The 26,282-nt window shown below is 47.1% G+C and carries 29 protein-coding genes; 14 read left to right on the forward strand and 15 right to left on the reverse strand.

What is annotated here, in order from left to right:
- The first annotated feature begins 27 nt into the window (after nucleotides 1–27).
- The gene (gene hisE / locus Q8J68_RS14100; protein ID WP_305312147.1) at nucleotides 28–327 is read left to right on the forward strand and encodes a phosphoribosyl-ATP diphosphatase; all 300 of its coding nucleotides are present in this window, start codon (nucleotides 28–30) and stop codon (nucleotides 325–327) included.
- A 27-nt stretch (nucleotides 328–354) separates the two neighbouring features.
- Here the strand turns inward: hisE and Q8J68_RS14105 are convergent, their stop codons facing one another.
- Nucleotides 355–1,230, reverse strand: coding sequence for a CBS domain-containing protein (locus Q8J68_RS14105; RefSeq protein ID WP_305312148.1), 876 nt, complete (start codon nucleotides 1,228–1,230; stop codon nucleotides 355–357).
- 152 nt (nucleotides 1,231–1,382) lie between these two features.
- On the opposite strand from Q8J68_RS14105, the gene Q8J68_RS14110 reads away from it, so the two are divergent.
- Nucleotides 1,383–2,387 (forward strand): NOG1 family protein, encoded by a 1,005-nt coding sequence (locus Q8J68_RS14110; RefSeq protein ID WP_305312149.1) that lies wholly within the window; start codon nucleotides 1,383–1,385, stop codon nucleotides 2,385–2,387.
- A gap of 31 nt (nucleotides 2,388–2,418) precedes the next feature.
- Here the strand turns inward: Q8J68_RS14110 and Q8J68_RS14115 are convergent, their stop codons facing one another.
- From Q8J68_RS14115 to Q8J68_RS14140, 6 genes are all read right to left on the reverse strand, one after another.
- Nucleotides 2,419–3,528, reverse strand: coding sequence for a pyridoxal phosphate-dependent aminotransferase (locus Q8J68_RS14115; protein WP_305312150.1), 1,110 nt, complete (start codon nucleotides 3,526–3,528; stop codon nucleotides 2,419–2,421).
- 10 nt (nucleotides 3,529–3,538) lie between these two features.
- Entirely contained in the window at nucleotides 3,539–4,156 is a 618-nt protein-coding gene (gene hxlB / locus Q8J68_RS14120) for a 6-phospho-3-hexuloisomerase (protein ID WP_015053547.1), read from the reverse strand.
- A 29-nt stretch (nucleotides 4,157–4,185) separates the two neighbouring features.
- Nucleotides 4,186–4,695 carry a hypothetical protein gene (locus Q8J68_RS14125; RefSeq protein ID WP_015053548.1) on the reverse strand — a complete coding sequence of 170 codons (510 nt, stop codon included), beginning with the start codon at nucleotides 4,693–4,695 and terminating at the stop codon, nucleotides 4,186–4,188.
- Nucleotides 4,696–4,708: 13 nt separating this feature from the next.
- A complete protein-coding gene (locus tag Q8J68_RS14130; protein WP_305312172.1) occupies nucleotides 4,709–5,071 on the reverse strand; it encodes a DUF2073 domain-containing protein in 363 nt (120 codons plus the stop codon).
- Between the two features lie 5 nt (nucleotides 5,072–5,076).
- Entirely contained in the window at nucleotides 5,077–5,712 is a 636-nt protein-coding gene (locus tag Q8J68_RS14135; RefSeq protein WP_015053550.1) for an Era-like GTP-binding protein, read from the reverse strand.
- 121 nt (nucleotides 5,713–5,833) lie between these two features.
- Nucleotides 5,834–6,832 carry a phosphate uptake regulator PhoU gene (locus Q8J68_RS14140; protein WP_305312173.1) on the reverse strand — a complete coding sequence of 333 codons (999 nt, stop codon included), beginning with the start codon at nucleotides 6,830–6,832 and terminating at the stop codon, nucleotides 5,834–5,836.
- A gap of 114 nt (nucleotides 6,833–6,946) precedes the next feature.
- On the opposite strand from Q8J68_RS14140, the gene Q8J68_RS14145 reads away from it, so the two are divergent.
- Nucleotides 6,947–7,432, forward strand: coding sequence for a hypothetical protein (locus Q8J68_RS14145; protein ID WP_305312151.1), 486 nt, complete (start codon nucleotides 6,947–6,949; stop codon nucleotides 7,430–7,432).
- A 43-nt stretch (nucleotides 7,433–7,475) separates the two neighbouring features.
- Here Q8J68_RS14145 and Q8J68_RS14150 read toward each other — a convergent pair whose 3' ends face one another.
- Nucleotides 7,476–7,946, reverse strand: coding sequence for a hypothetical protein (locus Q8J68_RS14150; protein ID WP_305312152.1), 471 nt, complete (start codon nucleotides 7,944–7,946; stop codon nucleotides 7,476–7,478).
- 373 nt (nucleotides 7,947–8,319) lie between these two features.
- Here Q8J68_RS14150 and Q8J68_RS14155 point away from each other — a divergent pair, with 373 nt between their 5' ends.
- Nucleotides 8,320–9,243, forward strand: coding sequence for a UbiA family prenyltransferase (locus Q8J68_RS14155; protein ID WP_305312153.1), 924 nt, complete (start codon nucleotides 8,320–8,322; stop codon nucleotides 9,241–9,243).
- A gap of 9 nt (nucleotides 9,244–9,252) precedes the next feature.
- On the opposite strand, the gene Q8J68_RS14160 is transcribed toward Q8J68_RS14155, so the two are convergent.
- The 4 genes from Q8J68_RS14160 to Q8J68_RS14175 all read right to left on the reverse strand — a co-directional run bounded on the left by Q8J68_RS14160 (nucleotide 9,253) and on the right by Q8J68_RS14175 (nucleotide 14,741).
- On the reverse strand, nucleotides 9,253–10,047 hold the full coding sequence (locus tag Q8J68_RS14160) for a winged helix-turn-helix domain-containing protein (protein WP_305312154.1): 795 nt from the start codon (nucleotides 10,045–10,047) through the stop codon (nucleotides 9,253–9,255).
- A gap of 229 nt (nucleotides 10,048–10,276) precedes the next feature.
- Nucleotides 10,277–11,893, reverse strand: a complete 1,617-nt coding sequence (gene purH / locus Q8J68_RS14165; RefSeq protein WP_305312155.1) for a bifunctional phosphoribosylaminoimidazolecarboxamide formyltransferase/IMP cyclohydrolase — start codon at nucleotides 11,891–11,893, stop codon at nucleotides 10,277–10,279.
- A 72-nt stretch (nucleotides 11,894–11,965) separates the two neighbouring features.
- Complete coding sequence (locus Q8J68_RS14170; protein ID WP_305312156.1) at nucleotides 11,966–13,870, reverse strand: phosphoadenosine phosphosulfate reductase family protein; 1,905 nt, start codon at nucleotides 13,868–13,870, stop codon at nucleotides 11,966–11,968.
- Between the two features lie 52 nt (nucleotides 13,871–13,922).
- Nucleotides 13,923–14,741, reverse strand: a complete 819-nt coding sequence (locus Q8J68_RS14175; protein WP_305312157.1) for a Dna2/Cas4 domain-containing protein — start codon at nucleotides 14,739–14,741, stop codon at nucleotides 13,923–13,925.
- 133 nt (nucleotides 14,742–14,874) lie between these two features.
- Between Q8J68_RS14175 and Q8J68_RS14180 the strand changes: the two genes are divergently transcribed.
- Genes Q8J68_RS14180 through cyaB form a run of 5 tightly spaced genes read left to right on the forward strand, consistent with a single transcriptional unit; the run spans nucleotide 14,875 to nucleotide 18,792 of the window.
- Nucleotides 14,875–15,615, forward strand: coding sequence for a helix-turn-helix domain-containing protein (locus Q8J68_RS14180; RefSeq protein ID WP_305312158.1), 741 nt, complete (start codon nucleotides 14,875–14,877; stop codon nucleotides 15,613–15,615).
- Nucleotides 15,616–15,633: 18 nt separating this feature from the next.
- On the forward strand, nucleotides 15,634–16,683 hold the full coding sequence (locus Q8J68_RS14185) for a hydroxymethylglutaryl-CoA synthase (protein WP_305312159.1): 1,050 nt from the start codon (nucleotides 15,634–15,636) through the stop codon (nucleotides 16,681–16,683).
- A gap of 9 nt (nucleotides 16,684–16,692) precedes the next feature.
- Nucleotides 16,693–17,865: a thiolase domain-containing protein gene (locus Q8J68_RS14190; RefSeq protein WP_305312174.1), complete on the forward strand. Its 1,173-nt coding sequence runs from the start codon at nucleotides 16,693–16,695 to the stop codon at nucleotides 17,863–17,865.
- Nucleotides 17,866–17,870: 5 nt separating this feature from the next.
- Nucleotides 17,871–18,260, forward strand: a complete 390-nt coding sequence (locus Q8J68_RS14195; protein ID WP_305312160.1) for a Zn-ribbon domain-containing OB-fold protein — start codon at nucleotides 17,871–17,873, stop codon at nucleotides 18,258–18,260.
- Between the two features lies 1 nt (nucleotide 18,261).
- Nucleotides 18,262–18,792, forward strand: coding sequence for a class IV adenylate cyclase (gene cyaB / locus Q8J68_RS14200; protein ID WP_305312161.1), 531 nt, complete (start codon nucleotides 18,262–18,264; stop codon nucleotides 18,790–18,792).
- A gap of 56 nt (nucleotides 18,793–18,848) precedes the next feature.
- On the opposite strand, the gene metG is transcribed toward cyaB, so the two are convergent.
- Nucleotides 18,849–20,882: a methionine--tRNA ligase gene (metG, locus tag Q8J68_RS14205; protein ID WP_305312162.1), complete on the reverse strand. Its 2,034-nt coding sequence runs from the start codon at nucleotides 20,880–20,882 to the stop codon at nucleotides 18,849–18,851.
- Between the two features lie 137 nt (nucleotides 20,883–21,019).
- Between metG and sppA the strand changes: the two genes are divergently transcribed.
- Together sppA and Q8J68_RS14215 are read left to right on the forward strand one after the other, a co-directional pair.
- Entirely contained in the window at nucleotides 21,020–22,198 is a 1,179-nt protein-coding gene (sppA, locus tag Q8J68_RS14210) for a signal peptide peptidase SppA (RefSeq protein ID WP_305312163.1), read from the forward strand.
- Nucleotides 22,199–22,200: 2 nt separating this feature from the next.
- A complete protein-coding gene (locus tag Q8J68_RS14215; RefSeq protein ID WP_305312164.1) occupies nucleotides 22,201–22,683 on the forward strand; it encodes a hypothetical protein in 483 nt (160 codons plus the stop codon).
- Nucleotides 22,684–22,727: 44 nt separating this feature from the next.
- Here the strand turns inward: Q8J68_RS14215 and Q8J68_RS14220 are convergent, their stop codons facing one another.
- Complete coding sequence (locus Q8J68_RS14220) at nucleotides 22,728–23,303, reverse strand: DNA-3-methyladenine glycosylase I (protein ID WP_305312165.1); 576 nt, start codon at nucleotides 23,301–23,303, stop codon at nucleotides 22,728–22,730.
- 83 nt (nucleotides 23,304–23,386) lie between these two features.
- Between Q8J68_RS14220 and Q8J68_RS14225 the strand changes: the two genes are divergently transcribed.
- The 3 genes from Q8J68_RS14225 to Q8J68_RS14235 are packed head-to-tail and all read left to right on the forward strand — an operon-like array spanning nucleotide 23,387 to nucleotide 25,127.
- Nucleotides 23,387–24,028, forward strand: a complete 642-nt coding sequence (locus tag Q8J68_RS14225; protein ID WP_305312166.1) for a class I SAM-dependent methyltransferase — start codon at nucleotides 23,387–23,389, stop codon at nucleotides 24,026–24,028.
- 44 nt (nucleotides 24,029–24,072) lie between these two features.
- Complete coding sequence (locus Q8J68_RS14230; RefSeq protein WP_305312167.1) at nucleotides 24,073–24,807, forward strand: SagB/ThcOx family dehydrogenase; 735 nt, start codon at nucleotides 24,073–24,075, stop codon at nucleotides 24,805–24,807.
- Complete coding sequence (locus tag Q8J68_RS14235; RefSeq protein ID WP_305312168.1) at nucleotides 24,804–25,127, forward strand: helix-hairpin-helix domain-containing protein; 324 nt, start codon at nucleotides 24,804–24,806, stop codon at nucleotides 25,125–25,127. The genes Q8J68_RS14230 and Q8J68_RS14235 overlap by 4 nt, the downstream gene beginning before the upstream one ends.
- Here the strand turns inward: Q8J68_RS14235 and Q8J68_RS14240 are convergent.
- Nucleotides 25,090–26,013 carry a ribose 1,5-bisphosphate isomerase gene (locus Q8J68_RS14240; RefSeq protein WP_305312169.1) on the reverse strand — a complete coding sequence of 308 codons (924 nt, stop codon included), beginning with the start codon at nucleotides 26,011–26,013 and terminating at the stop codon, nucleotides 25,090–25,092. The genes Q8J68_RS14235 and Q8J68_RS14240 overlap by 38 nt on opposite strands.
- Nucleotides 26,014–26,282 lie beyond the last annotated feature (269 nt).

Raw genomic sequence — 26,282 nt, forward strand, 5'->3', positions numbered from 1 at the left:
ACCATATTACTTTTGATGTGACCTACCATGCCAGATACTGACCTTTCTATCCTTAATGAGATATACGACATCATAATTGAGCGCAAGAATACGCCAGCTGAGAACTCTTATGTATGCTCGCTGCTGAACCACAGGAAAGGTATTGACAAGATACTGGAAAAAGTAGGTGAGGAAGCGGTTGAAACGATACTGGCGGCCAAGAATGATAATAGGGAAGAGATAATCTATGAGTCAGCCGATCTGCTCTTCCATTTGCTGGTGATGCTTGCGGCAAAAGGGATAGGCCTTGAAGAAATTGCGGAAGAGTTCAAAAAACGCAGGAAATAGAAAAGATGTCAGCTTACTGACATCCCATCAGTAAACTGTTAACTCGTGGAATATATCCTTCTTTGAGAGTACTCCTTTTGGCACTCCCTCAAAGGACACAAGCAAAAAACCGATGTTATGCTTGTCAAATATCTTTACCGCATCATACAAGGAAGTTTCCGAATCTACTGCAATAAGTTCCTTTGTCATGATGTCCTTCACTCTTGCAGTCATCTTGCCGCTTGCCACAGCATCCCCAATATCGGTGAAAGTTACTATGCCGACTATCTCTCCGTTGTCTTTTACGGGCGCGCCATGTATTCCATTGTCAACAAGTTTTCTCGCAGTTTCCTGGATAGTGGCATTGATATCAATGAAGATAATGTTCATGCGTGCATAATTCTTAACAGGCTTTTTGGGAAGCGAGATCATCTCATTTATGCAAAAAACAAGAGTGTTCTGAGTATCATCCCGCCCGACAATCTCACCGCTTATCACCAGCTTATTAACAGGCGTGGGACCTATCTGGACTTTATCCCCCTGCTCAAAACCTTTGATACTGCCAAGTACCCGTATGTTGCCGTGACATAGGTCCGGGTGCCTGACGGTCGTGAAGCTAATCTCGGCTACTGTTGCACCATCCACCTGTTTGTCGTTCCTGAAAAGAGGCACGACGGCTTCATGATCCATAGCCGTGATGCTGAGGGCCTCATAAGCATCGCCTGTGGCTTTATAGCCCCCTTTGGGACCTGGGACACCTTCGACAAGCCCAAGCACCTTCAGGGATTGCATTTGATTTCTAACAGTACCTGGATTTCGATTTATAAGTTCAGCGATTTCTTCGCCTTTGACAGCACGATCTTTCTCTCTTTGAAGATTTATTAAAGCTATTAAAATATCTTTTTGGATAGGAGCTAGCTCCATTAAATCACCGTTCCCTGGATAATAATAGATACTCAAAAGGGATATATATATTTGTAGTATATCAGATAGATATTATTGAAGAATATATTTTCTCAGGGGAGGAACATTAATTTATACGTATAAGTGATTACCCCCCAGCAGGTAAATAAACTATGATATTTGAAAAGATTCACACTGTCCCTACAGCCGATGAACTGATGGACAAGGCATTCAGAAGGGCGACCCGTGCAATGTCCGGGAAGACCATTTCAGGGAGGGAGACAGCACTCAAGGCAAACGAGTCAATGACATTGACCGCTGCCAACATACTAACAGACAATTTGTCAAACGTAGTGCGCCGTTTTCCGAGTTTTGACCATGTCCAGCCGTTCTATTACGAACTCGCGGACATACTTATAGGCGTCGACGAACTTCGAAAGGCACTGGGCAGAATAGATTGGGCGAGCACCAAGATACATGAAGTGGCCAGGGACCATGTCGGGAAGATGCGCCGCTCAAAAGACCCCATAGTGATAAGGAAACAGGCCTTTGGACGCATGGGATCCATAATGAAGTCCATAGACAAGGAACTACTCTTGCTGAACGAGGCGCGCAACAAGCTTAGGAAATTGCCTGCGGTACATGATGAGCCTACAATTGTCGTTGCCGGGTATCCTAACATCGGCAAATCCAGTTTCGTGACAAAAGCCACCGGGGCCACACCTGAGATAGCGCCATACCCATTCACAACAAAAGGCGTGTCCATCGGGCACTTCATGATAGGGAATGAAAGATATCAGGTAATGGACACCCCGGGACTGCTTGACAGGCCTATGTCTGAAAGGAACGCAATAGAGTTGCAGGCCATATCTGCACTGAAGCATCTCAAGGCAGTTGTCCTTTTCATAATAGACCCGACCGAAACATGCGGATACGAGGTAAAGGACCAGGTGAACATGCTCAATGAGGTAAAGCAGCAGTTTCCACTTCCATTGCTGGTAGTTGCCAACAAATCAGACCTTCCCCAGTTCAGGGATCTGGATATTGCTGACATGAAGATGTCAACGATGACCGGCGACGGGATCCAGCAGGTTATGGACAGGCTTGTGGCAATGATACAGGAAAAGAAAATAGAAGACGATAGAGCAGCAGAGAATAAAATTGAAGAAGATCAGTAGAGATTAAATCAAATCAATCTCTTTTGTCTTTTCAAAGCACACTTTCCATAATCTCAAGAGCTCTTTTTATGTCTGCCTGTGATGTGGCGTAGGACAGGCGCATATAGCCTTCTCCGGCGCTGCCAAAAGCAGTTCCCGGGACTACGACAACACCATTGGAAACGCACTTTTTTACGACTTCCATGTAATTATCAACCTGCGGAAATGCATAGAAAGCACCTTTGGGTGGGTCGCACCTCATACCAAGAGAATTAAGGCCCTCTACTATCAGGTCCCTGCGCTGTCTGAATTCCTCGCACATCCGGATAACCGGTTCGATAGGACCGTTCAGAGCGGCAACTGCGGCCTTCTGGGCTATGGAGTTGGCGCATGCCTGCACATACTGGTGCACTTTTATCATCTGGTCAACATACTGCTGCCTTGCAGCAATATAGCCCAGCCTCCAGCCTGTCATTGAGTAGGTCTTGGAGGTCGCATTTATAGTTATGACATTATCCGAGTACTGCGCAGGGCTTACATGCTCCCCTTCATAAATGAAATGCTCGTAGACCTCGTCAGAGATAAGTGTAAGACCGTGGTCATCGGCAATTTCTGCAAATGCCTTCATGTCACTCCTGCTTTGCACGGCACCAGTAGGATTAGCCGGAGAGTTAACGATGAACGCTTTTGTGCGCGGAGTGATTCTTTCCACGACGTCCTCAGGCCTTAAAGAAAGGTCGTCCCCAAGAGGGACAGGAACAACTTTACCACCCATGATTTCCACAAGGGCATTGTAGGAAACAAAACCGGGGTTCGCAATAAGGACATCATCCCCGGGGTTCACGAGAGATGCTATGGCCAGTTCCAGCGCTTCCGATGCCCCGGATGTCACTATGACCTCATCTGGGTTGACACTGAAATTATTCTCCCTCTCAAATTTGGAACTTAATGCCTGCCTGAGTTCAGGAATGCCTGCTCCCTGCGTATAACCCGTGAAACCCTCATTAATGGCATCGATCGCAGCCTGCTTTATATGCTCAGGCGTATCAAAATCCGGCTGCCCGAGACCAAGGTTTATAGCATTGGACCCTGCAGCTTCGAACATCTTCCGGATACCGGAAATATCTATGTTCAGCACCCTTTGTGCAAACCTGGTGGTCATAGCATCCCCCTTACTCGATATTGGTATGTCTTGATTTGAGATCAGCTTCCGATGCACCTGTTATGTAAATGAGCTCCGCGATCACCGCATCAAGAAAAACGCTGGCAGAGGTCTCAAAAGAAGTACCCAGCGGCGTGAGGTATGTGTATTCACCGCGCATGTGGCGTTCCAGATAGCCGCCGACGTCATCCTTAGTCCTTCCGGGAAGCACTACTGCAACATCAGCAAGGTTGCCCAGTTTTGAATCCTTGTTGGAGGTTATCGCTATAACGGTAGCACCTATATCCTTGGCAACTTTCCCAAGGTCTGATACAGAGCGGGTCTGTCCTGAGCCAGATATAGCAACTACAGCATCCTCTGTGCTGACAGCAGGAGTGGTTGTTTCACCTACCACGTGGGAAGAAAGCCCAAGATGCATGAGCCTCATGGCAAAGGCTCTCCCGACCAGGCCGGACCTTCCCGCACCCAGTACAAATATACGCCTTGCCTTCAGGAGCGCCGCAAGCATCTGCTTGATGGACTCGTCATCGAGTTCTTGTGCAACCCTTTCAAGGTGATGGGCCATAAGCAATATAGAGGATTTAAGATGATAACATTCTGTACACTCACTAGTATTTTCTTCTGCCATAATAAGGAACACCTCACAAATCGATCTGATCAATCATAATGTTTGTCTTTCACATCTTCCTTATAGTTGATGTTTTTTATCTTCCAGCCTTCGATGCTGCTGAGCTCCTCATACAGGCGCATGATGTCAGAGTCATCGCCGGTCCAGTAGCAGTCCACGACGATGTCCTCCTTCTTAAGTCCTCTGCTTATCGAGCTCGCAAGAGCAAATAAAGCTTTTTTGCTTGCGAAAGGAATGTTAAACGTTGTCCTGTATCCATCTTTTGACCTTGCATAGGATACCAGTACATACCCGTTGCTCTCATAATCCGTGATCTCATCGAAATCACAGACCACTTCGAGCTCATGCACGGCTGATTGATCGATCCCGGACATGCCAAGGAGTATCTGGCCAATCACAATGTCGGGCACCTGGCGCCCGAACCATATAGAGATTTTACCGTATGTACATACCACATTCACATCATCCCTTCCCATTTCAAAGGAAGACAGGGAAAGATGAGGAGATATCAGAGTTCCTTTGTCTTCTTTTATCCGCATTAAATTCACGCAATTATTTATGTGTCGAGATGAGAGCACTTATCATGTTGCGATCTTTCCTGAGAGTCTTTAGCTGGTCCGCAGGCCCTATCACCGTCAATCGTGACTTGATGGTGTTCTTCTTTAAGAGCCTTCCGAAAATAGATGTGTCCACTTCGGCAGGATAACTTTCCATCTCTATACCCGAGAAACCATCCGGCTCGATAAGTGTCATAGTCATTTCAATGAGGCTTGCTTCCTCCGCGGGGCTTAAACCCTTCTCAAGGACAAGGATCTTACCTTCCCTGACCTCATCGATAATGAACCTGACCTTTTCAACAGGTGCCATTTCTGCAAGCCTGTGCTCTGAGATAAGATCCATCTGAAAACCCTGCATCATGCTCACCCAAACCTCTTTGCAATCTCTTCATATAAAGTATCTATGTTCTTTCCTTCAAGGGCAGATATGGACACCATCGGATGTTGAGGGAACGCATCCCTGATCGTCGAAGCGGATGCATTTGGCAGGTCCACCTTATTGGCTGCTATAAGGAGGGGAAGATTGCGGGCTTCCATGTTGCCTATAACTGTGACATTGACCTGCGTGAAGGGATCTTCTGTTGCATCCATTACAAGAATGACACCATCAAGGTTATCGAGCCATTTGACAGCTTCTATGACACCCTCGGTAGCTTCTTTTGCGCGCCTCTTGGATTCATTCTCATCCATGCCCTGTTCCATGAACTCATGGAAATCGATCTTTGTGGCAAGTCCGGGAGTATCTATGATATCAAGGGTGATTGAACCGCCGTTGGCCTTTATGGTCACACCTTCCCTGCGTCTTGCACGTCTTGTTTCATGGGCGATATGGGAGACTGAGCCCATGGCATCTCCTGTCCAGTCCCTGAGGATCCTGTTTGCAAGAGTGGTTTTACCTGCATTTGGGGGACCATATATTCCAATACGCGCATTCTGCTTTTTGAATACTTTCTTAAAGAGGTCTGCAAAGTTCCTTCTTATCTTTTTTATTACACCCATTCATTCCCTCCAGAGGTGGATGACTCGAATTTTTCGAATGTTTTTCTACTATAAACAATCATTGGAATATAATTGTTATTATATGACTGTAGCAATAATAGTTACCAGAGGTTGCTGGCAATTACTTTAGTCTTGCCATTGAAGAATTGATAGCGATTTCCGCCACATTTGCACCGTAGTCAGCAGTCCTGTCAATACTGTCCACTACTATACCTAGGGCAACTATGGTTTCATGGGATTCAAGCTTAAGGCTTGCCTCATTGAGCCGGGTCAGCAGTGGTGCCATTTTTGCAACCCTATCAATAACCTGGTTGGCAAGATCTACATCAAAACCATATAATGAATCGATAGCATCTTCCACGATCTTTCTTGAGAGGTCGCTTGTCTTTTCGATCATATCCATTATATCATCCGGTATAGGATGCTTTAAAGAGAATGTTACCCTGGCAATCTTGCGTGCATGGTCAGCGATGCGCTCAATAGGACCTGCCGCCATCCTGAGATCGTGGTACTCGTCTATCGACGCTTCCGAAACATCAGGGAGCTTGGCACCCCTTAGAACTGCACGATATTGTTTTGCAGTCAGAAGGAACAAACGGTCTACATCGTCGTCCCTGTGGTCAACGTCTAGTGCCAGGTCAGTATCGAGGGTCTTGATAGCCCTTATAGCATCCATGTGCATGGAATTTGAGATGAGGAACATTCTCCGCACGCTTTTTTTGATGGATATCTCGTCGGGATTGAGCAGATCCTGAATAACCACTTTCTTTGCAGTTTCCTCTATGATCTCCGGACCGATAAGCTTGTAGCACATTTCCCGGATGATGCTCTTCTGATCCGAAAGGATGCGATCGGCTTTGATCTCGATAATGTCAGAGCCTACAAGATAGGCAGCTATGATGTCGCGCTTGAGGACATCACCCATTCTTCCGGTTACATCTATCTGGCATTTTTTTACAGGAGGGGCATCATGGACCGGGTCGATCACTAGTTTCCCATCAGGTTGCGGATACAGGCTAACCCTGCTGCCAGTTTTGATCCCTACTTTATCCGCCCATGGCTTTGGAAGGGAAATAATATATGTGGAACCACCCGTTTGCTGAACTTTTCTCGTCTCTATTATAATCCCTCATAATAACCTTGATTTTGACGAATATATAGAATATCTCGTAGTATATATAGGTGCCCTTTTGATGGCGAGAACAATATATAATAAAAGCAATTATTATATATCATGCCGCAGATAAAAATCAGTCCGCATGAAGTGCCGTTACTGAGGAAGTTATTGCCATTGATCTGTCTCGCAGTCCCATGGGAACTCTATTTCTACACCAGCACTTATTCAAGCGGATGGGGCATCAAGTTATCAGTCCTGTATGCCAATTTTGATTACCAATATGGCACGCTCTTCGTAGATGTGACCAGGCAGCTATCCATGCTCTCCTATGGAGGATTATTACCGTCTGTAAGGACTCTTGCGTGGTTTATGGCTTCCATACTTTGTATCATGCTTGTATGTTACGAACTCAGCAGAGATCAGCTGGATTTTAAAATCAGCACAAGAACCACAGGAATAGTGCTTATTGGCTGCGGTTGCCTCACACTGGCAAGCTCGATGGCAGTGTGGAACGATTCTTTTCGAACCATTCCCTTGGCACCCATCTTTTTTGGGCTCTCTGGGTACATCATTCTACGTGCGAAAGAATGGAGTCAAAGATAATTGCTGCCAGTGAGTGATCATGAGAGGAGGATGGACTGCGGCGTCAGCAGAGGACACTGTAAGAACGGGTTTCGACCATAACTTCAATTTCACTCACTTCAGAACTCCTTCCAGAGAGGATTAAGAGAGCGATGGACTTCCAACCGAGGAAAATAGTTACGCTCCCCCCATCATCAGATCCAATGCCTGAAACTTCCCTGATCAGGGATAGGAGATTATCTGAGAATCGGGTGGTATTGGCTTTTTCATTGAAACTGATCGATTCAAATATAAAGTCCATGATTTTGGGGAAGTCTGAACAGAGATTATCAAATATCTCGTTTTTCCATGAGAGGTACAAACTCAGTCCATGGGAATTAAACCAGTAGCATGAGTCACTTGTTTCATTAAAATAAGTGGGGCTGCAGCCCAGATTCGAAAAAGTATTAACTAAAGGATGAGCATGCCCCATTTTTCCTCCACAAGGATCACACCTAAACGATATAATATCAGGGTCGTTTTTAACATAATTCATAAGCATGACAATCGTATTTTACTTGTTCATAAACTAAGAGAGGCATGATAATATTATGCCAGTCGGTAGTTGTTTTTTGAAGTATATATATTAGCCTTGGACTAAGATTAGTACGATGATATAATATAGATTCGAAATATAACGCAGCACATATGTTGGAGAACAGGATATTTACAGAGGTTTTATATATAACAACCTATATTTATTAGGCTGTGAGGAGTAGTTGCTTTTTTATATATATTAACCCAGTTTCTGTTAGTGAAAAATAGAGACTGTTGGGGCTTCAAAGTTTTAAAGGCAATCAAACTTTATTTTTGTCGTATAAGCTTATAGTAGGAAAATAATATTGAGCAGTTTTTGAAGATTTAGTGCTATGAGTTCGAATAGCACATTAAAACTACCAGGTTTTGGAGTAAGGAATTATGAACAAAAAAGTTTTCTGCCCCATACAGATTTAATAGCAACTTTTAACCTGCTAAAGAGTTCAGTACTTGTTTCAGTATCTGGTGCATTGCGGATATATATTGCCTTCCTCTTGATACAGGCGCAGTATATTGTTTTGCACTGCATCGCAGGGGGATTGATAATATATTCTGTTTACACCCTGGACAGGGCAATGGACTCCGAAGAAGACGCTGTCAACAGGGCAGAATTAAGAGGGGCTTCTAAAAAATTCACTCTTTTTATTTGCCTGGTATGTTTTGTTGCAGGAGCGTTCATTCTTGCTAGTGACGGCTTGCTGACAATTGCATTCCTCCCTCTTGTGACAGGTTACCTGTATACAAAAGGCCTTGTTATCGGCAACTTGAAGATCAAGCTCAAAGGAGGCATGGGAATAAAGAACACGGTAGTAGGACTTACCTGGGGAGCATTCATCGCAGGGATCGCAGGCCATAGTGCACAAAGCTCTACAGCGACCCTTATAGTATTTCTTTTCTTTGGAATGAAGCTGTTTGTCAATTCCACTATCTATGACTTTAAAGATATAAAGGGGGACTCCCTGGCAGGCATCAACACACTTCCTGTAAGCCTTGGTGAAAGCAGGACCAGGAAGTTTATCTTTTGCATGCACATCACATCGCACTTTATATTGTTATTCTACCTCCTGAAAGGAACAATAGGTTTTGAGCCAATCATCCTGTTCTACAGCTTGATCGCAGGCATAGTGAGCATCCTCAGTTTCACTCGATCAGTAGATACAGAGAGCAGTAAAAGAAGAGCAAAGCGCCTTTTTGTAGTGGACGGGGAATCAGGGTCGATAGTGGGGCTCAGGGCCATCAGCGGCCTGATAGCGTGAAATGCAGCGCTAAATGGAAGTCACCTGACGGGACATACCTTTGTAGTGTTCAAAAAGATCATTTCCCCATTTAAGCGCTGAACTTTCATAACCTACCAGATCATTGCGGGGGTCATAGGAGCCGTTTGCATAGAACAGGGATAGCGAGAAGAAATAGTCAGTTACCACAAAAGCAAGCCTGACATCATCGATAACGTAAAGTTTCGAGTAAGGAGAATCCAGAAATACTTGCAGTTTGTCCCTGTGTTCAGACACGACTTTGGAAAAGACTTTTTCTGTCAGCACAAGTTCTGCAGGGGTTTTGCTTTTGGCAAGGCCGACAAAGAAATCAGGATAAGTAGGGATAAATATAGTTGAAACTCCTTTGAGGGTACTTGACTTTGAAAGGTTTTCCCGGAATACCTTATGTGATTCATATATATTCTCAAGCGGATCTGCAACAACTTCGCATTTATCCAGGTCTGCCAGCCTTTCAAGCAGGAACTGGGGGATATCGTCCACCAGATGCTCTGACCAGAAAGACTCGTTCCTCTCTATGGTGTCCAGCATGTCGAGAAAGGGTCTATAATGTTTTGCTATTGCCCTTCCAATCGGTGTTATTTGATAGTGCTTATCAAGTCTGATGATCAGGTTGGCAGCTTCCATCTCCTTGATCCGGGGAGAGATCTCCGGAGAAGATACATTGAAGTAGTCCCTTATTTCCGAGAGGGTCCGGGGGCTGTTTTCAAGCAAGAATAGGATATCCTTCCTTTTTTCGGAAAAGGTCAATATACTAAGCAATCCTTTTGATTTCACTGCAATCACACTGCGCCTTCACGGAGATATAAGTTAAGACAGGATATCAAAAGCCCTGTATTGAACCATCTAGGCCTAATAATTTATAAATGTTGTCGCCATAAAAAAAATTATAAGACTTTCTAAGCCTGCTTTTTTGAACACAACCCGATATAGAAATTATTTAGCAATTATAAATAAATCATTGAAGGCGTTCGGAGTCCCAGGTTACCAGGACTCTTTAAACACTGATCGCAATTCAATGCAGGAAGTGTCTCATCCCGGTGAACACCAGGGATACACCAAGCCTGTCAGCAGTTGCGATAACTTCATTATCCCGGATGGAACCGCCCGGTGACAGGACATACATTATGCCGCTCTCAGCGGCGTGCACTATGCTGTCGTCAAATGGGAAGAAAGCATCCGAAGCCATCACACACTTCGAGAGCACCTTCCGGCAGTAGTCTTCAAAGGGAATTCCCGGTTTGTCACGCTCATAGATCACCGCAAGATTCTCCCTGGCTTTGGTAGCTGCCAGTTTCCTTATAGAGTCAACCCTGTTGGGCTGTCCGGCACCCATGGAAAGCATCATGTAACAGCCTTCTGCATATTCATAAGCCAGAGTAACTGCATTGGATTTCACGCATTTGCATGCATGCATGCTGAATTCCGAGAGGGAACGCAGGTCTTCCGGGAAAGGTGCCTGCGTTACACAATCCCATTTCTCGTATATCCCTATGTCACGTGCTTGCTTGAGCATGCCACCAACGATATATTTATACATATTGTCAACAGCAAACGCTTCGTTGAACGAGGGAAGTTCAAGCAGCCTGAGATTTGCGCTTTTCTTTTTCAGATAGTCAAGTGCATCATGCTCAAAACCGGGAGCAAGGATGATCTCGACAAATTTGCCGTTGAGGAACTCAGCGGCTTTAAGGTCAAATATAGTATTGGTGCAGATAATACTGCCAAAAGCGGATATCGGATCTCCATCCCACGCTGCCTGGAGAGCCTGGAGAAGAGTGTCACCTGTGGCAAGCCCGCAAGGGTTATTGTGCTTGACTATGGCAACAGCCGGCTTGCTATGACCTAGTTCCTTCACAGTCTGCAGGGAATTGTCGGCATCGATATAATTGTTATAGGACAGGTCTTTACCATGCAGCTGCCTTGCGTTTGCAAGAGAAGGTCCGGTCACTCCCACCTCTTTATAGAACTTCGCATCCTGGTGCCAGTTCTCACCATATCTGAGAGTCACACCGCCGTTAAAGCTCATCCGCAGGACTTCTTCACCAAGCAGTTCCTTGCTAAGATAGGTGTCTATGGTTGCATCATAATCCGCAGTGTGCCTGAAAGCCTTCACGGCCAGATGTTCACGGGACTTCTGAGAAACCATCCCGCTGGAGCGCAGTTCCTTGAGGACATGGCCATAATCCCCCGGATCGCATATAACAGTAACAGAACGGTAGTTCTTAGCTGCCGAACGCAGCATTGCAGGTCCACCGATGTCTATGTTCTCAATAGCTTCATCAAGCAGGACACCTTCTTTTGAAACGGTTACCTCAAAGGGATAGAGATTCACCGCGACCAGGTCAATGAGTTCGACACTCACTTTCTGGGCTTCGTTCATGTGGTCGTGATCATCACGCATACAAAGGATACCGCCATGTATCAGGGGATGAAGAGTCTTTACCCTGCCTCCCATCATCTCCGGAAAACCGGTCACCTCTGAAACATCAGTAACACTTACACCTGAATCACGCAGCATGCGTGCAGTGCCACCTGTCGAAATGATCTGTACGCCGAGTTTTTCAAGACCTCGAGCAAAATCTACAATTCCGGTTTTATCAGAAACGCTGAGCAGTGCCCTTTTTAGCAAAAAATCACCGTATGAGATTGGAGGCTATCGTGTATAAATATTATGGTCAGTCCCGGTGAAAAAAGAAAAAGGTCAGGAATTGAACCTTACCACGGGACATACATCGATGCATTTTCCACAGCAAGTGCAGCCTTCCGCTATAACAGCCACCCCTTTGATGATCCCGATCCTTCCCTTAGGACATTTACCCACACAAACACCGCATCCGCTGCACTGCAGTGCCCGACGTACAGATAACTCAACTTTACGCATGAGTGAGCGCGCCTTCTTATCAGTATCACTGCGCGCTGTCACTGTCCCTGAAGCAAATACCTGAGCCCGGTCCTCGCCCTGGAGCAGGGAAACTGCACCTTCGATATAAGCTGCCTTACCGACAGTCTCAAGCATGGAAGTCTCTTCCAGTTTCTCAAGATCAATGGCAACATTAAAACTGCCCTCAGCTGAGATGCCACCCTGTTTGCACGGCCTGTATCCTGATGTGACCGTAAATGTCAGTGTCCCTGATGCATCACTCCGGGGTATTATGTTTATCCCTTTCTTGGTTGCCAGTTCCTTCAGCTGGGGAGGCAGCTTCTTCCAGCGCCACAGCCCGTACTCCACCCACTGTTCCGACAGGCCCATGCGCTTTGCATAAGAAAGGAGGTAGTCACTCAGTTTCTTCTCCAGTTCCGGATGAGTTTCCTTGAGCCTGTAAAGGTCAGCCAGTGAACAAGAAGGGCATAGCCAGCAACCTATCCTGTCAAAGCCTCTCTCGTAAAGAGGATTGTAAGGCAGATGGTTCTTGAATATGTACAGCCAGACATGCATTGCCGTCCAGTTCTGGATGGGAGCCGCAGCTACCTGATTGCTTACCCAGGGATTCTTCCAGACACTCTCACTTTTTGCACGTGTATCAGACTCATACTTCCTCTGGCCCAGGAATGTCAGGCATCCGTCATCATAGCTGTCATCTATTATCTGAGTGATGGGACCGAGTTTGCAGACCTTGCAGCACCATCGGGCTTCTACGCTGGGGGGTCCGAAATTGACAATGGAGTCCCAGAAAGCATTTCCTGAACTTATAGATCTCAGAGGTTTACCATATAGTTCCGCCACCTCAAGGGCATTCTGCACTGTTTCAGGAAACTCAATACCCGTATCAGCGAACATGAGTTCATAGTCATCCATGCACTCGCTCACAAGGTGCAGCACAGCCAGACTGTCCTTTCCCCCGGAATAAGATACGGTTACCTGACGGTCTATCGAGGATGCCACATTCTTTATGAAACTCCGTGAGCGCTCAGCAAAGTCCTCAATGTATCTTTCATTTGCAGCCACTACATCGTCCCAGGTCCGGCCGCCTGCAGGGACTGATACATCTGCCGGGATTTCCTTGGTGCGTACTTTTACTGCAACACCCTTACCCCTTTCAAGCATTCTGGCACCGGACATACGGGCTCTGCCTGTTGCAAGTAATTTCCCGTCACGTGTAAGTACTACGACCTCATCAGTCTCCATAATCCCGGGGTCTGCATCGAATACTCCCGGAGCAAGCACACTGGCACCTTCCAGGATGAACTTTTCTGCGCCCCGGTCTATGACAACCCAATTTCTTAGATTAGAATAGTCCCTGCCGTCGAATATGCGTCTTGCACCGGCAATCCTCAGAAGCAGGGTCCACCGGAGAGATTCCAGCTCGAACCGGATATTCCCCACTACATCGCCGTCGACTATAATCTCTTCCATCCTGTCATCGTAAGGAGATTTGTTCAATACGACCACACGGTCTTCTGTAAAGAGAGGAGCATTGAACTGCTTCATAGAAACGGAATTGATTAGTCCAATCTCATATCCAAAAGCGGGCCTGATATCCCCGGGAGGTGTTATGGTCACCTGCCCTGCATTACTTCCGCAGGAGCACTTCTTTCCAAGTACAGGCACATTACATGAGGGGCACCAGTGAAGGAGCAGTTCACCAAGATACAAAGGTTTTGACATCGTGCAACCTGATTATTTAAGAATTAAATACTTTTTGGATATATCCTGCATCTCAAAAGAATTTGGAGGCAAGAGAGGACTGCACATTGCACATACTGTAATAAGCGCATTTATCGCACAGTGCGCTTTCTTTTTTGTCAGGCATGGAGCCTTCCTTGATCTTGCGGACCTTTGAGAGCACATTCAACACCTGCCTTCTATCATCGGAGCGGATGTTCATACGCCGGATATGACCTTGTCTTGCATAGGTTGCAATACCAGACCTTACGACAGAAGCGTTGGACTCTTCCAGGAGCAGAGCAAGAGATGTCAGATGCAGCCTGTCATTGGCCCACAGGCCATTTTCAGGACACTTTCCGGTCTTGATAATCACAGGAGAAAGAACACCATCGACATTTGCAGTGCCACTTGGTATGCCGCTAAGATCGAGCCTTTCAGATTTAAATAATGAGCCTGGCTGAAAGGAGGATAGCTGCCGCATCATCCCTGAGCCGTTTTCATCACGCTCCAGGGAAAGAAGGTTATCCCCCAGTTGCCTGAGGCCTGCCAGAACGTTGTTTGCCGCCTCCTCTATTATATGTGCCGGCACATCTTCCAGTTCTGCAGCATATATCAGCAAAATTTCCCCGGACGCCTGGGATAGCAGCGACTGAAGAGCCTTAAAAAACTCTTCGTCTTTTGACGAATACGCTTTCAACAGTTCAGGATAGGACATTCCCATTTCTTTGAGGATAAGGTGCTCAACGTAAGAAGCAGTGACCTGCGAGGAGATGTTTTTCTCACGGGAGGCATAATATACTTTCCTGGGACAGGAGAGATACAGGACAAGTTCCGAAACATTTACACCGGTTTTGTGCTTTTTAAGAAACATATTTTTATAGAGGATATAGAGCATAATATATATAATCAGATGATTTGATTCTGTGTAGAAAGTTTGTATTCGTCAATTGACGAAAGCCTATTCGTTAAATATATATGTGAATCTATCCTTAGGAAAGTGAAGCATGAAGGAAGAAGAATCGCACGGAATAGTCCGCCAGCGTCTGGCAGAAAAGATGGCAGGCGAGATTACCTTGTCCGAAAAACCTGGCGAGGCGTTAAAAAAATGGCGGTTAAACTTTGAGATTGCCCAAACAGACCTGTCTGGCTATCTGGGAGTGTCACCTTCGGTCATCAGCGACTATGAGAGCGGCAGGAGAAAATCCCCCGGCACCCTTATAGTGAGCAGGATAGTTGGGGCTCTGCTTGAGATAGAATCCCAGCGGGGAGGACAGAAGATTCATGCTTATGAAGGGATGCTTTTTACTGAGAAGACATCAAAGGCCATCTATGCCACTTACGAGTACACTTTTCCAATTCAGGTGGCAAAGCTTGCAAGCCTTATAGAAGCCGATATAGTACACAAGGGCATTGAGAAACCATTGTATGGATTTACTGTCGTTGACAGCAAAAAAGCCATCCTAGAACTTTCCTCCCATGAGTTCCAGAAACTCTATGGATGGAGCACGGAACGTGCAATGGTATTTACCAAGGTGACCACCGGTAAATCGCCGATGGTAGCAATCAGGGTCACCAATCTCAAGCCCGGGGCTGTGGTCATGCACGGCCTGCGCGGGAGCGAGGTACACATGATGGCAAAGAAAATGGCCGAGATAGACAGGATTCCCCTTCTTGCAACGACAATGGATATTGACGAAATGGTAGCTGCACTGAAGAAATACAGTGAGTACCATGTTATGGAATAAAATTAAAATGGTGTAAAAATGAGCGTAGGGATAGTCTCATATGGTGCCTATATTCCCCGATATAGGATAAAATTAGAAGACATCGCCAAAGTATGGGGAGACGATGCGGAAATATTAAAAGCAGGATTAATGGTATTTGAAAAATCATTTCCCGATGTGGATGAAGATACAGCTACCATGGCAGTAGAAGCTGCAAGGTCGGCTGTAAACAGGGCGGGTCTCGATGCACAGAGAATAGGTGCAGTGTATACCGGCTCAGAAAGCCACCCATACGCTGTGAAGCCCACAAGTACAATAGTTGCCGAGGCAGTGGGTGCTACACCTGTGCTGACAGCTGCAGATTTTGAGTTTGCCTGTAAAGCAGGTACCGCTGCTATCCAGGCATGCATGGGTCTTGTTTCCTCAGGCATGATAGACCTTGGCCTGGCGATAGGTGCGGATGTCGCCCAGGGAGCACCCGGAGATGCACTGGAATATACTGCAGCCGCAGGCGGCGTGGCCTATGTCATAGGCAACAAGGAATCGGAACTTGCAGCAATAATAGAAGATACATACTCGTTCACAACGGACACTCCTGACTTCTGGAGGCGTGAAGGCATGCCATATCCGGAACATGGAGGACGCTTCACAGGCGAACCCGGTTACTTCAAGCATGTCACCAATGCTGCAAAAGGACTCATGGAAAAAATAGGTACAAAACCTGATGACTATGATTTTGCTGTGTTCCACCAGCCAAACGGGAAGTTCCCTTCACGTGCAGCCTCAATGCTTGGATTCAGCAAGGAACAGATCAAGCCTGGCCTTGTGGTCCCAAGACTCGGGAACACTTATTCAGGCTCCTGCATGATGGGAATAGCAGCAACACTGGACCAGGCAAAACCAGGAGATCGCATATTTGCAACCGCCTTCGGTTCCGGTGCAGGTGGAGACGCCTTCAGCATAACGGTCACCGACAGGATAGAAGAGATCCGCAATAATGCACCCAAGGTAGAAGAGCTTCTTGCAAATCCGATATATGCGGATTATGCAAAGTATGCAAGGCATAAAGGGAAAATAAAATTAGCGTGAGGTGTGAAGATGAGAGAAGTAGCGATCATTGGTGTGAAGAACACACTATTTGGCGAACAGTGGGACCGCTCTTTCAGGGATCTTGTTGTGGAAGCTGGTGTCGGTGCCGTTGAGGATGCAGGCGTTGCAGGTGAGAAGATAGACTCCATGTTCGTCGGGAACATGAGCGGCGGACAGTTCGTCGAGCAGGAACACATCGGAGCACTCATAGCTGACTATTCCGGCCTGGCAAAGAATCTGCATGTACCTTCCACACGTGTGGAAGCTGCATGTGCTTCCGGAGGACTGGCTTTGAGGCAGGCCATCTGTGCCGTAGCATCAGGAATGGACGATATTGTCATTGCCGCAGGCGTGGAGAAAATGACAGACGTACCCGCATCCAAAGCATCATCTGCCCTGGCGGCAGCAGCTGACAGGGAATGGGAAGGCATCATGGGAGCAACTTTCCCGGGTCTGTACGCCATGATAGCAAGGATGCACATGCACAGGTATGGCACTACAAGCGAACAGCTTGCAGAGGTTGCAGTCAAGAACCATTTCAATGGCCAGTTCAACCCCATTGCACAATACAAGAACAAGATCACAGTAGAGACGGTGCTAAACTCAATAATGGTGGCAGACCCTCTGCGCATCTTTGACTGCTCACCCATTACCGACGGCGCATCGGCCGTGATATTGGCACCTGCCGATATTGCACACGAATACACTGACACCCCGATATATGTAAAGGGAACAGGACAGGCAAGCGATACCATTGCGCTCCATGACCGCAGGGACATCACGACACTTGAAGCCTCTGTGGTTGCAGGCAGGCGCGCTTATGAGATGGCAGGACTGGGACCCAAGGATATAGATCTTGTAGAGGTCCATGACTGTTTCACCATCGCTGAAATATGTGCCATCGAAGACCTTGGCTTTGCAAAGAAAGGCGAAGGCGGAAAAGTGACACAGCAAGGCGAGACTGCTATTGGGGGCAGGATACCTGTTAACACTTCCGGAGGTCTCAAGGCCTGCGGACACCCTGTGGGTGCAACAGGCATCAAACAGGCTGTTGAGATAGCCCAGCAGCTCCGTGGAGAAGCAGGCAAGCGCCAGGTTGATGGTGCAGAGATCGGAATGACCCACAATGTGGGTGGCTCCGGTGCAACTGCTGTCGTACACATATTCTCAAGGAACAGGTGATCACGATGTCAGTACCGAGATTTTGGAGAAAACAGATAGCTAGATACAATCTGGTTGGTACGTACTGCAAGGCATGCAACGAATATTTCTACCCCCCGCGTAACTTATGTCCCACATGCAGGCGTGAAGGGGAGATAGGTGAATTCAAGTTCAACGGTAACGGGGAACTGGTGACCTATACTGTCATCCACGCAGCAGCAGAAGGCTTCGAGGGACAGACTCCCTACGTGCTTGGCATCGTCCAGCTCGAAGAGGGACCAAGGCTCACAAGCCAGATAGTCGGTGACCCCAAAGAGATGCACATCGGCCTGAAGGTCAGACCGGTGTTCAGGAGGCTCGGACAGAGCGGTGAGCGCGGTATGATCTATTACGGTACCAAATTCGTTCCGGCATAACATGATAGAGATAGAGGTCAAGGTCCGTGCCGGCCACCGGCAGGTAAAGGACGCACTTGAGAATATGGGTGCACGTTCAATAGGTGTCGAGAAACAATCCGACACCTACTACAACGCCCCGCACAGGGACTTTGCAATAACTGACGAAGCTTTGAGGATACGTTGTGTTAACGGTGCATCCGTGCTTACCTATAAAGGTAAGAAACTGGACACCGTATCCAAGACCCGCGAGGAATTCGAGACTGCCGTTGAAGGGGATACAACCCGTAGCATCCTTCTTTCTCTTGGGTTCACACAATCAGGGCATGTCCGCAAGTCCAGGGAGATCTACAGGTATCAGGATTTCATCATCTGTCTTGACACAGTAGAGACACTTGGGGAATTCGTAGAGGTAGAACTAATGGCTGACGATGATCATAGTTCGAACCTGGAGTTTCACAGTAAGCGCATTTTTGACTTTTTAGAAAAGATAGGCATTCACGAGAGCGAATCCATCAGGACATCATATCTTGAGATGATGCTTGAGAATTAGAATCAAATAAAAATATTGACGGGGAATGCCCGTCAATAACTTCTTTATCCACATATCTATCTTATACAGGACCCTGGCCCCATTTCCTTATCCGTTGTCAGCAGAGTAACATTCTCTCCTAGTTCCGCTGCAAGGATCATTCCCTGGGATTCCACACCACATAGTTTCACGGGTTTTAGATTGACAAGCACATTAACTGTCTTTCCGACCATATCTTCGGGCTTGTAATACTCGGCAAGGCCCGCAACGACCTGTCTTGGAGATTCGTCACCGATATCGATCATGACACGCAGGAGCTTGTTGGATTTCTTTATCTTTTCCGCAGAGATGATCTTCCCTACCCTGATATCCAGTTTAGCAAAATCATCGTAATCGATGGGTGGTTTATACTCTGCAATGGTTTCGATTTTGCCTGACTCCTTTGCCATGGCCACCTTTACACGCTGTGAGAGGATCTTGTCCATCTCTGTTATCCGGTCATCCTCGACCTTGGTGAAAAGGATCTCCGGCATCTTCAGTACAGTACCGGCTTTCACAGGGACGGTCGCCTCATCATAAGTTGCAGTGTGCACGTCCGTCTCCATGCCTATCTGTGTCCAGGCCTCTTCCATCCTGCCAGGGAGCACCGGTTCAAAGAGCAGTATGAGTGCTTTTGCTATCTGCACACAGTTCCTGATGACCTTTCCACATGCTTCACGGTCCTCTTTAATGAGCTTCCAGGGCTCGTTGGACTGGAAGTAGGAATTACCATATGACGCCAGTGCCATTGCAGTGTCAACAGCCTTCTTGAACTCGTATTCATCCGTTGCCCTGGAGACCTCGTCGATAGTGAGCTTAATCTGCTCCATTGTTTCCTGGTCGATATCTCCCGCAGGGATCTCCCCGAAGTTCTTGTATGCAAAAAGAAGGTTCCTGTAAAGGAAATTGCCGAAAACACCCACAAGTTCGGTGTTTATCTTATCCTGGAAGATCTTCCATGAGAAGTTGACCTCTTTGGTATGGGAGGTGTAGCTTGCAAGGTAATATCTCAGAAGGTCCGGATGGAAGCCATGGTCAAGGTAATCTTCCTCAACCCACACCACATAGCCGCGACTTTTTGAGAACTTCCTGTCCTCTATCTTGACCATGCCTGACGCCACAACCGCAGAAGGCTGGCTGTAGTCAGCACCTTTCAGCATAGCAGGCCAGAAGATGCAGTGATGGTAAATGATATCCCCGCCGATGAAATGCACTATGGGGCAGTCTCCTTTCCAGAACTTCTCCCAATCCCCATTGCTGGCCTTTGCCCACTGCTCTGTGAACGCCATGTATCCAATCGGAGCATCTACCCATACGTAGACCACCAGGTCATCGTGTCCTGGGAACCTGACACCCCATTCGAGATTCCTGGTGATGCACCAGTCGGTTAACTCCTGCTTAACCCAGCCGATGGCGTAGTTCTTCGCATTTAGCGTCCCTCCCAGTTTATCCAGGTGTTCAAGCAGGAAATCCCTGAAATCTGAAAGCCTGAAGAAGAAGTGCTCCTGCTTCCTGTATTCTGCAGGACCTTTGCAGGTGATACATAAAGGCTCCCTGAGCTCCCCCGGTTCAAGGTGCTTGCCGCAGCCCTGATCGCATTCGTCCCCGCGGGCCTCCTTGCCGCAGTTGGGGCATATGCCCTGCACATACCTGTCAGGCAGGAAACGATCACATTTGGGACAGTAGGCTATCTCAATGGTCTTCGGATATACATATCCCTTATCGATCAGCCTGTTCACAATGTCCAGTGTACGGTTGTGGTTCTCCGGGTCATCGGTGGTGCCAAAAGCATCGAACATGACACCCATTTTTTTGAAGATCTCATCGAAATGCGCATGGTATTTCTGAACCAGCTCCTTTGGCGTGATGCCCAGTTCTTCAGCATTCACGACAATAGGTGTCCCATGGGTATCAGAACCACATATGAAGACGGCTTCCCTCCCGCTTTTCTTAAGGGACCTCACGTAGATATCTGCAGGGATGTATGTTCGCAGGTGCCCCACATGGGCCTTCCCGTTAGCGTATGGGAGCCCGCATGTGACAAGCACGGCTTTATCAGAAGGATTTGACATGTATTTTCTCCGTTATAGCAATATTAGTGAATATATCTCATGTTCATTGCCTGCCATTATAAAATATATTTCGCTTGCAAACCGCACAAGGTATTTTAATATCAAAGCTCATTTTACATGCAGGATGGAAATTACTGATGAGTGAAAAAGATCCTGATGGCATTGACAGTTCTTCGGATGATGTTGAATATCACACTTATCCTTATTCTTCCGGGGATACCGAGAAAGAAGACGGGAACCAGCAAAGAGCTTCTGAATCCCGTGGTGACAGTTCTATGGAAGACGCTGCTATCGTGGCAGAACCTCAAACCCAGACAAGGTCTGGGCAAATGGACAATTCCGGAAGATACGAGGAGAAAAAAGTATTCTCAGAAGATCTCTACACCGGCCAGGCGCCGCCTGTCAAGAAGAAAAGCCGCAAATGGCAATATATTGCTATCGTTGGTGTGCTTTTACTTATCATAGGGTCAAGCTTTGCCCTGATGCACCAGGCACTCAGCGGCGAACTCTACACATCAAACGACAAAGTTGCAGTCATCTATGTACAGGGAACACTGCTTACAAGCAGCATACCAGGCGGGCTTGGATACGCAACCTCAGAGGATATTTCAGCCAATATAAGAAAAGCTACAAATGATAAAGCCGTAAAAGCCATAGTCCTGCGCATCAACAGCCCTGGCGGTTCCTCAACAGCTGGCGAGGAGATCTATACTGAGGTAAAAAGAGCCAGTGAAAGTGGAATACCTGTAGTCGTATCCATGGGAGACGTCGCAGCCAGTGCAGCTTATCACCTTTCCGCACCTGCGGACCTGATAATCGCCAATCCTTCCACCATGACCGGAAGTATCGGTACTATATGGACATTCCAGAACAATTCAGGGTATTATGATCAGGAAGGGGTTGAGATCTACGTGGCAAAATCCGGCGAATTCAAAGACATGGGCGGCTCCTGGCGAGGGCTTTCGGACGATGAGAAAGAGTATGCTAACGAGGTGGTCCTGGAAGTATACGGACATTTCATACAGGACGTGGCAGACAGCAGGCGCATGAGTCTTGAAGATGTTAAAGACCTTGCAGACGGCAGGATATACACAGGACAGAAAGCAAAGGAACTGGGCCTGGTGGATGAGCTGGGAAATCTTTATTACGCCATTAACAGGGCTTCTGAGCTTGGGGGTATACAGGGTGAGCCGGTGGTTGTTTACATGAACAAGCCAACCCTTTCAAGCCTGCTCTTTGGCTCCGGGTCAGATACATCGGCAGTTGACCAGTTCCTGCACTATTATGATGAGAGTCCTTATGGACAGATAACCTGAGAATGCCCTTCACACCCTTTCATCTGGGACCGGCTTTTTTCCTCGGAGAGTTGTTCGAGAAGAGGGTCAATCTCATTTCCCTTCTTCTGGGGAGCATCATCATTGACGTGAGAGCCGCATACTGCCTGTTTTCAGGGTGCAGGCCACTGCATGGACCACTTCACACTTTTTTCAGTGCAACGTTAATTGCATGTATGCTTGCATGGATGGTATTCTCACAGAGACAGTGGCTGCAGAAGATTACTGAAAGATTAAGGATCGTGCAGACCTATTCATTTAAGTCAATATTGATGGGCGCACTGATAGGGACATGGATCCATGTATTGCTTGACTCTTTTCTTTATACTGACATCATTCCATTCTGGCCTTTTAGAGCTAATCCTTTGCTCGGGATGGCAGGACCGGGTGTCATATATCTGATATGCCTGCTGACCTTCCTTCCTGCTACAGGGATTTACTTCTACAGGTATTCGAAAAGAAACTGATGCGATGCCTGCAATATGCTGAGAACATCACTGCTTTGAATAACTCACTGCAGCTTCCCACATTCCCGGTACCTGAAGCAATCTGTTACATGGTCATTGACCATCCCCACCGCCTGCATGAATGCATAAATTATCTTGGGACCTACAAAGTTGAATCCTTTTTTCTTCAGGTCCTTGCTTATCTTTTCGGATAGATCGGTCCTTGCAGGGATTTCAGCCAGCGATTCCCAGGAATTCTGTATGGCTTTCCCATCTTTCAAAAAGCCCTGGAGATAATTGTCGAACGAGCCGAACTCATCCTTTACTTCAATGAACGCCTTTGCATTACTGACAGCAGAAAGCACCTTTCTCCTGTTCCTTATGATACCGCTGTCCTGCAGGAGCTCCTCGATCTTTGCTTCATCATAAGATGCAACCGCGTTGTAATCAAACCCATCAAAGGCTTTCCTGTAATTCTCCCTTCTTTTGAGGATAGTGTCCCAGCTAAGACCTGCCTGCGCTCCTTCGAGTATCAGGAACTCGAACAATCTTTGGTCGTCATGCTCAGGCACACCCCATTCATTGTCATGATATTCAGTTTCAAGTTCATTAGTTTCAGCCCATTCGCAGCGGATGTCCATATCTTCAAAAGAGTACCAATACCTTTTATATTTCTTCTTTCAAACCTTATCCGGATAAACTACAGGATTACGATGAATTGCTTATGAACGAGAGCCCCTTTGATATCTATGCTGATAAATATGACATGTGGTACGAAGAACATTATGCTGTCTATGAATCCGAGCTGGAAGCCATCAGGGAGCTGCTTCCTGCGGTCATCACCGGAAAAAGCCTGGAGATAGGCGCAGGCACAGGAAGATTCGCCTCTGCTCTGGGTATCAGTTATGGGCTTGACCCTTCCGGAAAGATGTTGAGGATGGCAGGAAAACGTGGCGTAGGCCCTATCAGGGGAGTTGCAGAACACCTGCCTCTAAAAAGCTCGTCCATAGGACTTGTGCTGATAGTCACATCACTTTGCTTTATGGATACGGAAAGGACACTCAGTGAGATATATCGCGTACTTGTTCCCGGAGGAGAGCTCGTTGTCGCATTCATAGAACGCAAAAGTTCCCTGGGAACAAAATATCACAGTGAGTCCAGCGAGAGTGACTTTTACAGAAAAGCTACATTCCACTCGGCCAGTGAACTGATAGAGGTTCTCAGAGAGCAGGGTTTCCATGGGCCTGCCACCAGGCAGACGCTGTTCAAACCTCTCTCTGAGATAAAAGTCTCAGAGAATCCTGAGAAAGGTTGTGGAAAAGGCTCTTTTGTGGTCATAAGGACAACAAGTATAAAGAAGAAATGAAGAATTCCCTTTGGAAAGAAAGGAAATTAAGAAGGGTTATCAGTATGAGTGGAACAGGCAAAGAGTTTATGGGGAGAACGAGGTTCCAGTACCTGGGCAGGTCGGACCAGTCACTGGGATATCCGCAACCCTCTCTGCAATTGGGAGGAAAAGGTGACTATCCAATAGTGGATCTGCCAGAGCCCGGAAAGATACCTGTCGATGTGACAGACCTTAGAAAGGCAATTGAAAGACGGACAAGCGTTCGCAGTTATTCACAAAAGCCACTTTCACTGGATGAACTGTCCTACCTGCTGTGGTGTACGCAGGGTGTGAAAGAAGTTGCAGGCAGTTCTGCAACTTTCAGGACAGTGCCATCTGCAGGTGCAAGACATGCCCTTGAGACCTACATCCTCGTCAACAATGTTGAAGGGCTGGAAAAAGGGCTTTACCACTTTCTTGCCATAGGTCACAAGCTGGAAAAAGTGAACACTTCTGTCCATATAGCCAGCCGGGTGAGAGCTGCCTGCCTGAACCAGAGTTTTGTAGAAACCAGTGCTGTCACCTTCATCTGGTCGGCGGTGGCCTACAGGATGAAATGGAGATATGGCGAGAGAGGATACCGGTACATGCATCTCGACGCCGGGCACGTGTGCCAGAACCTCTACCTGAGTGCCGAGTCCATAGATTGCGGTGCATGTGCCATTGCAGCCTTCCAGGACGAGGAGATCAACAGTGTGCTGGGAATCGACGGTGAGGAAGAGTTTGTGATATACGTGGCAACGGTGGGGAAAAAGTGAGAGATAAGGTGTCAGCAGAATACAAAGCTGCAATAAAGAAGCTGATGCAGATTCCAGGAGTTGGAAAGATGACCGCAGATGATCTCTGGAATCTAGACGTCCGTAGTATTGCAGACCTCAAAGACAGAGACCCTGAGGAATTATACCGGCAACTGTGCGACTATCAGGGAGTTCACGTGGACAGATGCATGGTCTATGTGTTCAGGTGTGCAGTCCATTTTGCTTCTAACCACGTGCATGACCCCGAAAAGCTCAAATGGTGGAACTGGAAGGACAGTCTGCTTAATGGTGATCCAGTTCTATCCCCAGATAGTCCCTGATTATGGCGAAAGCCATTGCAGGCGGGAATGCACCCACTTCCGTGATGATAAGATCTATGTATTCAGCCGGTGTAACATCGAATCCTGGATTTTTCACTTTCACGTTAGGCATCCCTTTCAGGAGCTGAGGGTCGATCACTTCATCTGCGGAGCGGTCCTCGATCTCAACCATCTCTCCTAGCAGGGTCCTGGGGCTGAACTTGTAGGTCTCGGCAGCGACTATCACATTCTTGCGGGCTTCCTGCGCTGCAAGGGCCAGCTGGGAAGTGCCTATCTTGTTGATGAGGGCACCGTTGACAGATATGGAATCTGCTCCCACGACCACAAGGTCCACCTCTTTCATGGTGAGCCTCACAGCAGAATCAACGATCAGCGTGGTGGGAATCCCGTGCTCGCTCAGCTCCCTGATCGTTATGAAACCCTGCCTGCGTGGCCTGGATTCAGTGGCTATTACCGATATGTCCTTGCCCTGGTCAAAAGCGGTCTTGATTATGGAAAGGGCAGCATGGGAGTTGCAGTGGGTCATGATGACGTCCCCGTCACGTATCCTCTCGGCACCTATCCTGCCTATCTTACCCAGTGCCTCGGTGGCATTCTTAATAAACGTATCAGAATTGCCAATGATCTCGTCAATGGCCTCACCCACATTCAGGGAAGTGTGCTTTTTCGTGAGCATGACGGCATTGGGCAGGGAAACAGCTGTCGGCCGCGTGTCCACAAGTGTCTTTGCGGCTTCTTCTATTTTTATGCTGAACTCCTCGATGTCCAGTGAAGCCAACGTCCTAGCATAGTCTCTCAATGCTGCAGATGCAGCAACAGCTATCCTCCCTGCACCCCTTATCTCCATTGAGCGTATCTTTTCTGCTGTGCTTAGTAGATCGTCCATGAATATAAGTGGAGGTCCAATGATTTATATTTAGCCTGTGAAAGCTGAAAACTCAGGGAAAAGAAATTCAGGAATGTCTCACTACAAATCTCGGGTTATATTGATGTATATTTTGTACATTAGACTATAGAGGATTTCGATAAACCCAGTCAACATTGCACTAAAATATAAATAATAGGCAAATAAATTAAGTACCATGGATGATTTAACTGATTTTGCCCTTAATGAAGAATATAAACGTCTTCAATCTGTTGGAGACAAGCTTGCAG

This window comes from Methanolobus sp., assembly GCF_030682845.1.
Classification (GTDB): domain Archaea; phylum Halobacteriota; class Methanosarcinia; order Methanosarcinales; family Methanosarcinaceae; genus Methanolobus.

Bases quoted from the DNA above. Each gene is read 5' to 3' on its own strand.
- hisE (WP_305312147.1), top strand. From the start codon at position 28: ATGCCAGATACTGACCTTTCTATCCTTAATGAGATATACGACATCATA.
- Q8J68_RS14105 (WP_305312148.1), bottom strand. From the start codon at position 1,230: ATGGAGCTAGCTCCTATCCAAAAAGATATTTTAATAGCTTTAATAAAT.
- Q8J68_RS14110 (WP_305312149.1), top strand. From the start codon at position 1,383: ATGATATTTGAAAAGATTCACACTGTCCCTACAGCCGATGAACTGATG.
- Q8J68_RS14115 (WP_305312150.1), bottom strand. From the start codon at position 3,528: ATGACCACCAGGTTTGCACAAAGGGTGCTGAACATAGATATTTCCGGT.
- hxlB (WP_015053547.1), bottom strand. From the start codon at position 4,156: ATGGCAGAAGAAAATACTAGTGAGTGTACAGAATGTTATCATCTTAAA.
- Q8J68_RS14125 (WP_015053548.1), bottom strand. From the start codon at position 4,695: ATGCGGATAAAAGAAGACAAAGGAACTCTGATATCTCCTCATCTTTCC.
- Q8J68_RS14130 (WP_305312172.1), bottom strand. From the start codon at position 5,071: ATGCAGGGTTTTCAGATGGATCTTATCTCAGAGCACAGGCTTGCAGAA.
- Q8J68_RS14135 (WP_015053550.1), bottom strand. From the start codon at position 5,712: ATGGGTGTAATAAAAAAGATAAGAAGGAACTTTGCAGACCTCTTTAAG.
- Q8J68_RS14145 (WP_305312151.1), top strand. From the start codon at position 6,947: ATGCCGCAGATAAAAATCAGTCCGCATGAAGTGCCGTTACTGAGGAAG.
- Q8J68_RS14150 (WP_305312152.1), bottom strand. From the start codon at position 7,946: ATGAATTATGTTAAAAACGACCCTGATATTATATCGTTTAGGTGTGAT.
- Q8J68_RS14155 (WP_305312153.1), top strand. From the start codon at position 8,320: ATGAGTTCGAATAGCACATTAAAACTACCAGGTTTTGGAGTAAGGAAT.
- Q8J68_RS14170 (WP_305312156.1), bottom strand. From the start codon at position 13,870: ATGTCAAAACCTTTGTATCTTGGTGAACTGCTCCTTCACTGGTGCCCC.
- Q8J68_RS14175 (WP_305312157.1), bottom strand. From the start codon at position 14,741: ATGTTTCTTAAAAAGCACAAAACCGGTGTAAATGTTTCGGAACTTGTC.
- Q8J68_RS14180 (WP_305312158.1), top strand. From the start codon at position 14,875: ATGAAGGAAGAAGAATCGCACGGAATAGTCCGCCAGCGTCTGGCAGAA.
- Q8J68_RS14185 (WP_305312159.1), top strand. From the start codon at position 15,634: ATGAGCGTAGGGATAGTCTCATATGGTGCCTATATTCCCCGATATAGG.
- Q8J68_RS14190 (WP_305312174.1), top strand. From the start codon at position 16,693: ATGAGAGAAGTAGCGATCATTGGTGTGAAGAACACACTATTTGGCGAA.
- Q8J68_RS14195 (WP_305312160.1), top strand. From the start codon at position 17,871: ATGTCAGTACCGAGATTTTGGAGAAAACAGATAGCTAGATACAATCTG.
- cyaB (WP_305312161.1), top strand. From the start codon at position 18,262: ATGATAGAGATAGAGGTCAAGGTCCGTGCCGGCCACCGGCAGGTAAAG.
- metG (WP_305312162.1), bottom strand. From the start codon at position 20,882: ATGTCAAATCCTTCTGATAAAGCCGTGCTTGTCACATGCGGGCTCCCA.
- sppA (WP_305312163.1), top strand. From the start codon at position 21,020: ATGAGTGAAAAAGATCCTGATGGCATTGACAGTTCTTCGGATGATGTT.
- Q8J68_RS14215 (WP_305312164.1), top strand. From the start codon at position 22,201: ATGCCCTTCACACCCTTTCATCTGGGACCGGCTTTTTTCCTCGGAGAG.
- Q8J68_RS14220 (WP_305312165.1), bottom strand. From the start codon at position 23,303: ATGGACATCCGCTGCGAATGGGCTGAAACTAATGAACTTGAAACTGAA.
- Q8J68_RS14225 (WP_305312166.1), top strand. From the start codon at position 23,387: ATGAACGAGAGCCCCTTTGATATCTATGCTGATAAATATGACATGTGG.
- Q8J68_RS14230 (WP_305312167.1), top strand. From the start codon at position 24,073: ATGAGTGGAACAGGCAAAGAGTTTATGGGGAGAACGAGGTTCCAGTAC.
- Q8J68_RS14240 (WP_305312169.1), bottom strand. From the start codon at position 26,013: ATGGACGATCTACTAAGCACAGCAGAAAAGATACGCTCAATGGAGATA.